The sequence below is a fragment of the Pseudomonas sp. FYR_7 genome, from assembly GCF_043106155.1.
Lineage (GTDB): Bacteria > Pseudomonadota > Gammaproteobacteria > Pseudomonadales > Pseudomonadaceae > Aquipseudomonas > Aquipseudomonas parafulva_B.
On record NZ_JBICMI010000076.1, the window covers coordinates 67,978 to 79,441 of the forward strand.

At 65.0% G+C, this 11,464-nt stretch carries 9 protein-coding genes; 6 read left to right on the forward strand and 3 right to left on the reverse strand.

From position 1 onward, the window contains the following. Window positions 1-87 precede the first annotated feature (87 nt). Window positions 88-2,478 (forward strand): TonB-dependent siderophore receptor, encoded by a 2,391-nt coding sequence (locus ACF8R3_RS18925; protein ID WP_392516010.1) that lies wholly within the window; start codon window positions 88-90, stop codon window positions 2,476-2,478. Here the strand turns inward: ACF8R3_RS18925 and ACF8R3_RS18930 are convergent. Further along, on the reverse strand, window positions 2,475-3,362 hold the full coding sequence (locus ACF8R3_RS18930) for a helix-turn-helix domain-containing protein (protein WP_197843706.1): 888 nt from the start codon (window positions 3,360-3,362) through the stop codon (window positions 2,475-2,477). The genes ACF8R3_RS18925 and ACF8R3_RS18930 overlap by 4 nt on opposite strands. A gap of 182 nt (window positions 3,363-3,544) precedes the next feature. On the opposite strand from ACF8R3_RS18930, the gene ACF8R3_RS18935 reads away from it, so the two are divergent. Beyond that, on the forward strand, window positions 3,545-4,447 hold the full coding sequence (locus ACF8R3_RS18935) for a DMT family transporter (RefSeq protein ID WP_197843705.1): 903 nt from the start codon (window positions 3,545-3,547) through the stop codon (window positions 4,445-4,447). Between the two features lie 56 nt (window positions 4,448-4,503). Here the strand turns inward: ACF8R3_RS18935 and ACF8R3_RS18940 are convergent, their stop codons facing one another. Together ACF8R3_RS18940 and ACF8R3_RS18945 are read right to left on the reverse strand one after the other, a co-directional pair. Beyond that, window positions 4,504-5,478 carry a D-glycerate dehydrogenase gene (locus ACF8R3_RS18940; RefSeq protein WP_058604900.1) on the reverse strand — a complete coding sequence of 325 codons (975 nt, stop codon included), beginning with the start codon at window positions 5,476-5,478 and terminating at the stop codon, window positions 4,504-4,506. A 73-nt stretch (window positions 5,479-5,551) separates the two neighbouring features. Continuing rightward, window positions 5,552-6,481, reverse strand: a complete 930-nt coding sequence (locus ACF8R3_RS18945; protein ID WP_058604901.1) for a LysR family transcriptional regulator — start codon at window positions 6,479-6,481, stop codon at window positions 5,552-5,554. A gap of 191 nt (window positions 6,482-6,672) precedes the next feature. On the opposite strand from ACF8R3_RS18945, the gene ACF8R3_RS18950 reads away from it, so the two are divergent. From ACF8R3_RS18950 to ACF8R3_RS18965, 4 genes are read left to right on the forward strand one after another with little or no spacing between them, the layout of a single operon-like run. Further along, window positions 6,673-8,202 carry an efflux transporter outer membrane subunit gene (locus ACF8R3_RS18950; RefSeq protein WP_058604902.1) on the forward strand — a complete coding sequence of 510 codons (1,530 nt, stop codon included), beginning with the start codon at window positions 6,673-6,675 and terminating at the stop codon, window positions 8,200-8,202. Then, a complete protein-coding gene (locus ACF8R3_RS18955) occupies window positions 8,199-10,376 on the forward strand; it encodes an FUSC family protein (protein ID WP_392516011.1) in 2,178 nt (725 codons plus the stop codon). The genes ACF8R3_RS18950 and ACF8R3_RS18955 overlap by 4 nt, the downstream gene beginning before the upstream one ends. Further along, window positions 10,366-10,566, forward strand: a complete 201-nt coding sequence (locus ACF8R3_RS18960) for a DUF1656 domain-containing protein (RefSeq protein ID WP_078478024.1) — start codon at window positions 10,366-10,368, stop codon at window positions 10,564-10,566. The genes ACF8R3_RS18955 and ACF8R3_RS18960 overlap by 11 nt, the downstream gene beginning before the upstream one ends. Window positions 10,567-10,576: 10 nt before the next feature. Then, the gene (locus ACF8R3_RS18965; RefSeq protein ID WP_058604904.1) at window positions 10,577-11,431 is read left to right on the forward strand and encodes an HlyD family secretion protein; all 855 of its coding nucleotides are present in this window, start codon (window positions 10,577-10,579) and stop codon (window positions 11,429-11,431) included. The last annotated feature ends 33 nt before the right edge of the window (window positions 11,432-11,464 follow it).

An 11,464-nucleotide genomic window follows, 5' to 3' on the forward strand; every position in this document is an offset into this window, starting at 1 on the left:
GCAGGTGAGGTAACAGCACGCCATAACCGTGTAGTGCGTGAAAGTGCGATTCATTCGCACTCAATACCCTCTCTCAGGTCAGCGTCCATGAAGTCTACTTTGCGTTGCGTTCCCCTTTGGCTCGGTCTTGCAGTACTCCCGCCGCTCATCTACACCCAGGCGGCGACTGCAGCGCAACGCGCGCAAGCTTATACCTTCGACCAACCTGCCCAGCCACTGCTCCAGGCCCTCGCCGCCTTCAGCCGCGTCACCGGGCAGAGCGTGGTCCATACCCTGACGCTACCTGCCGTGCAGGCGCCTGCGTTGCACGGGGCCTTGAGCGCCGAGCAGGCGTTGCAGCGCTTGTTGGGTAATGCCGGGCTGACCTGGCAACGGGTCGATGCCCATACCTTCACCCTGCAAGCGCTGGACACCGCCGGTGCCTTGAACCTGCAGGCCACCACCGTGACTTCGCAGCTCGACAGCTTGAGCTATCAGCCGCCCACCACCACCTCGATCATGCGCGGCCAGGGCCCCACCCAGGACATCCCCCAGGCGATCAACGTGGTGCCCGCCCAAGTGCTGCGCGACCAGGCGCCGCGCAACCTGGACGATGCCCTGGCCAACGTCAGCGGCATTACCCAAGGCAACAATTTCGGCGGTACCTCCGACACCGTCATGAAGCGGGGCTTTGGCGACAACCGCGACGGTTCGATCATGCGCGATGGCATGCCGTTGGTGCAGGGCCGCAGCCTCAGCGCCAGCACCGAGCGGGTCGAGGTGCTCAAGGGGCCGGCTTCGCTGTTGTACGGCATCCAGGATCCAGGCGGGGTGATCAACGTGGTCAGCAAGCGGCCCCAGCTGCAGGCCTACAACGCACTGACTGCACGCGGCTCGACCTACGGCGATGGCAAGAACGGCAGCGGTGGTGGGTTCGACAGCACCGGTGCGCTGGGCGACAGCAACTTGGCCTACCGCCTGATTGCCGACCACACGGACGAAGACTACTGGCGCAACTACGGCGTGCGCCGCGAGACACTGCTGGCCCCCTCGCTGGCCTGGCTGGGCGAGGATACCCAAGTAGTGGTGGCCTACGAGCACCGTGAATTTCTTTACCCGTTCGACCGCGGCACGGCCTTCGGCAACGACGGCCATCCGCTCAACATCCCGGCCACCCGGCGCCTGGATGAGCCGTTCAACGACATGCAGGGCCGCTCCGACCTCTACAGCCTGCAACTGGACCATCAGCTTGCCGACGACTGGAAGCTGCACCTGGGCTACAGCTTCAACCGGGAAACCTATGACGCCAGCCAGGTCCGCGTGACCGGGGTCAACCCGCGCACCGGCACACTGACGCGCAGCATCGATGGCACGCGCGGTGCCATGAGCCGAGACCAGTTCGTCACGGCGAGCCTGGCCGGCACAGTCCAGTTGGCAGGCCTGCAGCATGATCTGCTGGTGGGCCTGGACCATGAAGACCGCAAGGTGTACCGCGCCGACCTGATCCGCCAGACGCCGCGCACCCCCTTCAGCTACCTGAACCCTGTGTATGGGCGTGAAGTGGAGGGCAGCACAGTGCGCGCCTCCGACAGTGACCAGACCGACGAGCTGCGCACCGACGCCTTGTTCATGCAGGATGCGCTGCACCTGGACGATCACTGGATCCTGGTGGCCGGTGGGCGCTTCCAGCAATATGACCAGTACGCCGGTCGCGGACGCCCGTTCAAGGCCAACACCGACATCAGCGGGCAAACCTGGGTCCCCCATGCGGGGGTGGTGTACAAGGTCGATGAACAGCTCTCGTTCTACGGCAGCTACAGCGAATCGTTCAAGCCCAACTCGACCATCGCACCACTGGCCGGCAACGTGGTGCTCGACGGCGCCATCGCCCCGGAAGAGGGCAAGTCGTGGGAGCTTGGGGCCAAGCTCGACGTACCAGGGCGCATCACCGGCACCTTGGCCTTGTTCGACATCACCAAGCGCAACGTTCTGGTGTCCAACTTCGATTCGAGCACCCGCGAGACGGTCTACAGCAATGCCGGTGAAGTGAACTCCCGGGGCGTCGAGCTGGACCTGACCGGCCAGTTGAGCGAGCGCTGGAGCCTGATCGGCAGCTATGCCTTCACCGATGCCAAGGTCACCCAGGACCCGGCCCTCAAGGGCAATCGCCTGCAGAACGTGGCGCGGCACGGCGCTTCGTTGTCCGCCGTCTACGATTTCGGCAGCCTGTTCGGCGGCGACAGCCTGCGCGCCGGTGCCGGGGCGCGTTATGTGGGCGAGCGTACCGGCAATGCCACCAACACCTTCGACCTGCCGTCCTACACGGTGGCCGACGCCTTCGCCAGCTACGAGACCCAGCTGGACGCGCACACCGTTCGCCTGCAACTGAACGTCAAGAACCTGTTCGACAAGGTGTACTACAGCTCGTCGGTGAACCAGTACTTCGTGGCGGTGGGCGATGCGCGGCAGGTGAGCGTATCGGGTACCTTCGAATTCTAGCGACCAGCCCTGCGGCCCAGGGCTTGGCGATACTCCCCAGGCGTGGCCGCCAGCACCTGGCGGAAGCGATTGCTGAAATGGCTGGCGCTGGCGAAACCGCAGGCCAGGGCCACCTCGCCCAAGGGCGCATGGCCCAGCCGCAGCAGCAGGCACGCCCGGTGCAGGCGCCGGGCCAGCAGGTATTGGTGGGGGGGCAAGCCGAAGCTCACGCGAAACATGCGTGCGAAATGGTACTCGGACAGGTTGCAGCGCACGGCCAGCTTGCCCAGGGTAAGGGCGTGCTCCAGGTGTGCTTCGATGTAGTCGATCAACTGCCGGCGCTGGCTGGGCGCTAGCCCGCCCTTCAGGCGCAGCCCCTGGCGCAGGCCCACTTGACTGAGCAAGGCATGGTCGACGATCTCGTGGGCCAGGCTGCTGGCCAGCAAACGTTCGGCCGGCTCGTTCCAGTCAAGGCCTGACAGCTGGCGAAAGCGCAGGGCCTGCCTGGGGTCGTCCATGAAGGTCGCCTCCTGCAGTTGCAGCGCCCGCGGCTCCCGGTCGAGCAGGCGTATGCACCCCAGCGCGAACTGCGCCGGGCTCACATACAGGTGGGCCATGCGGATGGCCCCGTTGATCACCCAGTTCGATTCGTGCTCGGCCGGCAATACGCACAGCTTGTCCGGAGCACCCTTGTCGGCCGGGCGTTGGCGCCGAAAGGTGCCGGTACCGTCGGCCAGGTAGCAGGACAGGGTGTGGTGGCTGGGTGCCTGGTAGTCGCGGGCATCGTCGCGGTTGCGCCACAGCGCAGCCGCCAGCCCATCGCCCAGGTGCGCGCTGAGTTCCAGCCGGGCGTTGGGGGATGCATGCATGACATTGAACACTTGCAGCTGCGTGAATGGCGTCATTGGGGCCTACCTCTGCTGCACATGCTACTGCGGCCAAGGGCAGGTGACAGCGCCTTGATGCGCAAAAGCGCAAGTTTATGCAAGCAGGGCAGGGCTACCGAGCGAAATACTGGCGGTGCCCGTTACCCCAGGCATGCCTGCCTTGGCCGGGACACCCGTGGAAGGCCCAAAGGAAACACACCATGAACCTGTCGCTCTACCTGCTCACCGTGCTGATCTGGGGTACGACCTGGATTGCCCTGAAATTCCAGCTGGGTGGGGTCGCCATCCCCGTATCCATCGTCTATCGCTTTGCCTTGGCAGCACTGATCCTGTTTGCCGTGCTGTTGCTCACCCGGCGCCTGCAGCCCATGGGTCGGCGCGGCCACCAGATCTGCCTGGCCCAGGGGTTATGCTTGTTCTGCATCAACTTCATCTGCTTTCTCAGCGCCAGCCAATGGATCGCCAGCGGCCTCATTGCCGTGGTGTTCTCCACCGCCACCTTGTGGAACGCGATCAATGCCCGGCTGTTTTTTGGCCGGCAGGTGGCCCCGCATGTACTAGGCGGTGGCGCCTTGGGATTGCTGGGCCTGGGCCTGCTGTTCTGGCCGGAGCTGTCGCACCATGCAGCCAGCCGCCAAACCCTGTACGGTCTTGGTCTCGCGCTGCTTGGCACCTTGTGTTTTTCGGCAGGCAACATGCTTTCGAGTGTTCAGCAGGCGGCCGGGCTCAAGCCCATGACCACCAATGCCTGGGGCATGGCTTATGGGGCAGGCATGCTGGCAATTGCCTGCCTGGTGGGTGGGATTCCGTTCGAGATGGAGTGGAGCGCACGCTACGTGGGCTCATTGCTGTACCTGGCGGTGCCGGGCTCGGTGATCGCGTTCACCGCATACCTGACCTTGGTCGGGCGCATGGGGCCGGAGCGTGCGGCCTACTGCACGGTGCTTTTCCCGCTGGTGGCCCTGAACGTGTCGGCGGCCGTCGAAGGCTATCAATGGACGCCCACCGCCTTGCTTGGCCTGGTAGCGGTGATGGCGGGCAATGTGCTGGTGTTTCGCAAACCCAAGGCTGCGCGCGGCCCCGAGGTGCCTCGGCCTGCCTAGGCCTGTTCATGAAACAGGGCCGCATTGATTGCGGCCCGTGTCAGCTACGCCCGTGCTCAGCCTTTCCACACCTGAGGATTGACCAGGTCCCTGGGCCGTTCGCCCAGCAGCGCCGCGCGCAGGTTGTCGATGGCGCGGTTGGCCATGGCCTCACGCGTCTCGGCGGTGGCCGAACCAATGTGGGGCAGGGTCAGGGCATTGGGCAGGCTGAACAGCGGGGAGTCGGCCAGGGGTTCCTTTTCATACACGTCCAGGCCGGCACCGCGGATCGTGCCGTCCTGCAGGGCCTGGATCAGTGCCGCCTCGTCCACCACTGGCCCGCGGGCGATGTTGATCAAAAACGCCGAGGGCTTCATCAGCTTCAATTCGCGGGCGCCGATCAACTGGCGCGTGGCATCGGACAGCGGCACCACGATGCAGACGAAATCAGCTTCGCCCAGCAGTTGCTCAAGGCTGCGCATCTGTGCACCCAGTTCCTGCTCCAGGGCCGTCTTGCGGCTGTTGCCGCTGTAGATGACCGGCATGTTGAAGCCAAGGCGACCCCGCCGGGCGATGGCCGCGCCGATGTTGCCCATGCCGACGATGCCCAGGGTCTTGCCATGCACGTCACTGCCGAAAAGCGCAGGCCCCACGCTGGCCTGCCAATGGCCGGCCTTGGTCCAGGCGTCGAGCTCCGCGGTTCGCCTGGCGCAGCCCATGATCAAGGAAAAGCCCAGGTCAGCCGTACTTTCAGTGAGCACGTCCGGCGTATTGGTCAGGGCGATGCCGCGCTCGTTGAAGTAGTCCAGATCGTAGTTGTCGTAGCCCACCGACACGCTGGACACCACTTCGAGCTTGCCGGCCCCTTCGAGCTGGGCACGCCCCAGCTTACGGCCCACGCCAATCAGGCCGTGGGCATGCGGCAGGGCTTCGTTGAACTGCGCGTTGACGTCACCGCGTTTGGGATCGGGCATGATCACGGTGAAATCGTGCTGCAAGCGCTCGGCCATGGCCGGGGTGATCCGGCTGAAGGCAAGGACGGTCTTTTTCATCGTTCACCTGAAGGCAAAAGCCTGAAGCTACAGGTTGTGCGCAGCAGGCTGCAACCCTTGGCCCGGTGGTGGCTCAGTGCGCTTTCAAGTCGGCTTCATGGGCCGCGAGGATTTCCGGCAGCGAGTTACGCAGGTACTCCACCCACGTCTTGATCTTCGCGTCCAGGTACTGGCGCGACGGGTAGATGGCATACAGGTTCAGTTCCTGCAGCCGGTATTGCGGCAGGATTCGCACCAGGGTGCCGTTACGCAAGCCTTCGATGGCCGAATAGATCGGCAATACCCCCACCCCCATGCCACTGCGAATGGCCGTGCGCATCGCATCGGCCGTGTTGACCATGAACGGCGAGCTGGTGATGTTGACCATTTCCTGGCCTTCGGGGCCGTCAAATAGCCATTTTTCAAGCGGTATCACCGGGCTGACCATGCGCAGGCAGGCATGCTTGAGCAGATCGGCCGGTTTGTGCGGCACGCCATGACGGGCGATATAGGCCGGCGACGCGCAGACGATGCTGTAGGTGATGCCCAGCCGTTGCGACACGAAGCCTGAATCCGGCAGCTCGGTGGCCAGCACGATGGACACGTCGTAGCCTTCGTCGAGCAGGTCGGGTACACGGTTGGCCATGGTCAGGTCGAAGGTCACGTCCGGGTGCGATTCGCGGTAGCGGGCAATGGCATCGACCACGAAATGCTGGCCCACCCCGGTCATCGAGTGCACCTTCAACTGCCCGGCAGGGCGGGCATGGGCGTCGCTGGCCTCGGCCTCGGCTTCTTCGACGTAGGTCAGAATCTGTTCGCAGCGCATCAGGTAGCGCTTGCCGGCTTCGGTCAGCGCGATGCGGCGCGTGGTGCGGTTGAGCAGGCGTGTTTGCAGATGAGCTTCCAGGTTGGAGACGGCTCGCGAGACGTTCGCGGTGGTGGTATCCAACTGGCCCGCTGCGGCCGTGAAGCTGCCGAGCTGGGCCACGCAACTGAAGGCACGCATGTTTTGCAGGGTGTCCATGGGTCACTCTCGATGTAGAGGACAAAATTGTGTCACGAAGTCGTGCAACCAGGATGAAAAGTTGCCTTCGACCAAAGGCTGATTATCGCCGTTTCAGTAACAAAGATTCGCAGGAATCAGCGCTTATCGCCAGTGTGGCCGCCCCCTAGAATTGCCCAGCCCCTCCACCTCTTCCTCGGGATATCGCAGCTGTGCCGCGTTGCATCATCGGAACGCTTCAAGCGTTCAGTGCCTGTGCCCTTGCCCTCACCTTGAGCGGCTGTATCGGAACCTGGGGCATTGCCCCGCAGACCCAAACGCTGCAAGCCAACACCCTGAGCCCCAGTGCAGCCATCGAGCAGGCCGCCACCGATGCCCACTGGCCGGACCAGCAATGGTGGCGCGCCTACCGCGACCCCCAGCTCGATCACTGGATAGCAATGGCGCTGGCCGCCAACCCTAGCCTTGCCATCGCCGCAGCACGGGTGCGTCAAGCGCGTGCCCTGGCTGGCCTTGCCGAGTCGGCCGAACACCTGCAAGGCAACGGTCAGGCGACGCTCAACCGGCACAACTGGCCTGACGACCCCTTCTATGGCCCTGGCGACTTGTCCGGTGCCACCACCTGGGATAACAACGCAACCCTTGGCTTGAGCTACGCCCTCGATCTCTGGGGGCGCGAGCGCAATGCCAGCGAGCAGGCCGTGGACCAGGCCCATCGACAGGTGGCAGAGGCCAGGCAGGCCCAGTTGGAGCTGCAGCACACGGTAGTGAGCGTGTACATCGAGCTGAGCCTGCATTACGCCCGGCGCGACATCATCAAGGCTCAACTGGCGCAGCAAGAGCAGATCCTGGACCTGGCCCAGCGTCGCCTGGACGCGGGCATCGGCACCCATCTGGAGGTCAGCCAGGCCCAGGCGCCGCTGCCGGAAACCCATCGCCAGCTCGACAGCCTGGACGAGGCGATCGTCCTGGCCACCCATCAGCTGGCCGCCCTGGCGGGCAAGGGGCCAGGGGAGGGCGCGCAGCTGCAGCGCCCCAGCCTGGTCCTTGCCGCACCGCTGACGCTGCCCTCCAGGCTACCCGCCGAACTGGTCGGCCAGCGCCCCGATGTGGTCGCCAGCCGCTGGCAGGTCGCTGCCCAGGCGCGTGGGATCGACATGGCCCACGCCGGCTTCTTCCCCAACGTGGACCTGGTCGGCAGCCTGGGTTTCGTCGCCACTGGCGGCGGCCCGCTGGCGTTTCTCACCGGGCGCAAGTTCAACTACACCGTCGGCCCGGCCGTCACCCTGCCGATCTTCGATGGCGGGCGTCTGCGCGCGCAACTGGGGGCCGCCGCCGCCGACTATGATGTGGCCGTGGCGCGCTACAACCAGACGGTGATCGGCGCGCTCAAGGACATCTCCGATCAGTTGGTGCGTCGCGAGTCGATGCAGGCGCAGGCGCACTTCGCGGCCGAGTCGGTCGCCGCCGCGCAGAAAACCTACGACATCGCCATGGTCGCCTACCAGCGGGGCCTTACCGACTACCTGAACGTGCTCAACGCGCAAACGCTGCTGTTTCGTCAGCAACAGGTTCAGCAGCAGGTGCAGGCCGCGCGCCTGATCGCCCACGCCGCCCTGGTGACGGCGCTGGGCGGCGGTCTGCAAGCCGGCTCGGATGTACCGGACCAAGAGCGCCAGGCGCCGCCAGCCACGCCGGCAACCCTCGCCATTCTCAACGCCAAGCCGAGAGCACGCCCATGAGCACATGGGGTTTACCCCTGCGCTGGTTGCAGAGCTTGCAATGGCGGCGCGGTTTCCATGCCTGGATGCGGACCGATGGGGTCACCTGGGTGTACATCTTCAAGGTGCTGGCTGCAGCCTTCATCACCTTGTGGCTGGCCATGCGCCTGGAGTTGCCGCAGCCGCGTACCGCCATGATCACGGTGTTCATCGTCATGCAGCCGCAAAGCGGGCATGTGTTCGCCAAGAGCTTCTACCGGGTGCTGGGCACCCTGGCCGGCTCTGTGATGATGGTCGCATTGATGGCCGTCTTCCCGCAGAACACCGAACTGTTTCTGCCCAGCCTGGCCGTCTGGGCGGGCCTGTGCTCGGCAGGCGCCATGCGCTACCGCACCTTCCAGGCGTATGGCTTCGTGCTGGCCGGCTACACCGCGGCGATGATCGGCCTGCCGGTGTTGCAGCACCCCGACCAGGCATTCATGGCCGCGGTCTGGCGAGTGCTGGAGATTGCCCTGGGCATCCTGGTGTCCACCTTCGTCAGCGCCGCCATCCTGCCGCAGTCGGCCAGTGCCGCCATGCGCAACGCCCTGTACCAGCGCTTTGGCGCGTTCGCGGCGGTAGTCGTCGAAGCCTTGCGCGGCGACAGTCAGCGTGAGCGTTTCGAAAGCAGCAATGTGCGCTTCGTGGCCGAGGCGGTGGGGCTGGAAAGCCTGCGCAACGTCACTGCCTTCGAGGACCCGCACATGCGTCGGCGCAGTGGCCGGCTGGTGCGCATGAACAGCGAATTCATGGCCATCACCACCCGCTTCAACGCCCTGCACCGTCTGATCGAGCGGCTTCGCGCACGCGGGCCTGTGCAGATCGTCAGCGCCATCGAGCCCGGCCTGCACACCCTCGTCGCCCTGCTCGAACCCTACGTGGGGCGCGCGCTAACCGACGCCGACGCCTTGCGCCTGACCCTAGAGCTCGGTGCCTACCGCGAAGGGTTGCAGGCCCAGGTCCGCAGCTTGCGCGCCGACTACCTGGCCACCGCGCCCGGCGAAGCCGACCTGCTGGACTTCCACACCGCCTTCGAGTTGCTTTACCGCTTCGTGGACGAGATGTACAGCTACGCCGAAACCCACGCCTCCCTGGCCGTGCACAACCACGCGCGGGAGCAGTGGGACGAACCCTACGTGGCACAGACCAGTACGCTGGTATGCCTGGCAGCCGGGCTGCGTTCGGCGGCGGTGCTGTTGCTGCTGGGCAGCTACTGGCTGATCAGCGACTGGCCAAGCGGCGCCATGATGACCTTGATCGCCACGGTCACCGCCGGGCTGTCGGCGGCCTCGCCCAACCCCAAGCGGCTGTCGTTCCAGATGGCCTGCGGCACGGCGATCGGCGCGGTGGTCGGTTTTTTCGAAACCTTCTTCGTGTTTCCCTGGATCGACGGCTTCCCTTTGCTGTGCATGGTCCTGGCGCCGGTGTTCGTGCTGGGTGCGTTTCTCTCGTCGCGCCCGGCCTACTCGGGCTACGGCATTGGCCTGCTGGTGTTTTTCGCCATTGGCTCGGTGCCCAACAACCTGACGGTGTATGACCCGTACAGCTTCATCAACGACTACATCGCCATGGTCGTCGGCATGTTCGTGTGCGCGGCTGCCGGGGCGATCATCCTGCCACCCAATAGCCGCTGGTTGTGGAGCCGGCTGGAGCAGGCCTTGCGTGAACAAGTGCTGTTTGCCATCAGCGGGCGCCTGCGCGGCATCGGCACGGCTTTCGAAAGCCGCACGCGCGACTTGCTGCACCAGGCCTATGGCCTGGCGGCCGGCAAGCCCCAGGTGCAAAGCCAGTTGATGGGCTGGATGTTCAGCGTGCTGGAAATCGGCCATGCGGTCATCGAGCTGCGCAAGGAGCAGGCGCGGGCCCCCGTGCACCCGGCCTATGCCGAGTCCCAGCCGTGGCGCCAGGCTATCCGGGTCATGGGCCGTGCCCTGGCGCGCCTGTTCCTGCAGCCCAGCGTCGGGAATCATGAGCGTGCCCTGGTGGCGGTGGACCATGCCATTTCCCGAGTCCAGGCCACCGACGAGCCGTTTGCGCGGCACTTCGACACGTCAGTGCTACGCCGTGTGCAGAGCTACCTGCACTTCATCCGCTCGTCCTTGCTCGACCCCCACTCACCGCTTGCGCCACCCAAAGGGTTGCCCCATGCCTCGTGAAATCGCCTTCCACGGCGTGTACATGCCCACCCTGACCCTGATGTTCCTGTTTGCGCTAGGCCTGGCCTGGGGGCTTGACCGGTTCATTGCCAGCGTTGATGGCTACCGTTTCTTCTGGCACCCGGCGCTGCTGCGCCTGAGCCTGTTCGTCTGCCTGTTCGGCGCCCCGGCGCTGTCGCTCTACTGGTGAGAATCCTTCGATGAAAAAGTTCTTCAGCCTTGTCGCCACGTTGCTGGTCCTGACGGCCGCCGTGGTGATCGGTCGTCAGCTGTGGCTGCATTACATGACCACCCCCTGGACCCGGGATGGCCGGGTACGCGCCGACATCATCAACGTGGCGGCCGATGTGCCTGGCTACGTGGTCGATGTGCCGGTCAAGGACAACCAGCGGGTCAGCAAGGGCGACCTGTTGATCCAGATCGACCCGGAACACTACCGCTTGGCGGTCGAACAGGCCAAGGCCCTGGTCGCCGCCCGCAAGGCCACCTGGGAAATGCGCCGGGTCAATGCCAGGCGCCGTGCCGACCTGGACAACCTGGTGATCTCCAAGGAAAACCGCGACGATGCCAGCAACATTGCCAGCGCTGCTCTGGCCGACTACCAGCAGGCCCAGGCGGCCCTGGCGGCCGCCGAATTGAACCTCAAACGTACCCGGATCGTGGCCACGGTCGATGGCTATGTGACCAACCTGAACGTTCACAAGGGCGATTACGCACGCACCGGCGAGGCGGTGATGGCGGTGGTCGATGAGGCGTCATTCTGGGTGTACGGGTTTTTTGAAGAAACCAAGTTGCCCCATGTGAAGGTAGGCGACCCTGCCGAACTGCAGATGATGAGCGGGGAACGCTTGCAGGGCCATGTGGAGAGCATCGCCCGGGGTATCTACGACCGCGACAACCCGCAGAGCCGCGAGCTGATTGCCGATGTGAACCCCACCTTCAACTGGGTGCGCCTGGCCCAGCGGGTGCCGGTGCGCATCCATATCGACCAGGTGCCCGAAGGCTTCTTCCTGGCAGCGGGGACTACCTGTACGGTGGTGGTCGATCCGCAGTGAAGCACTCGGCGGCCTGACACTGCGGCACGTTAC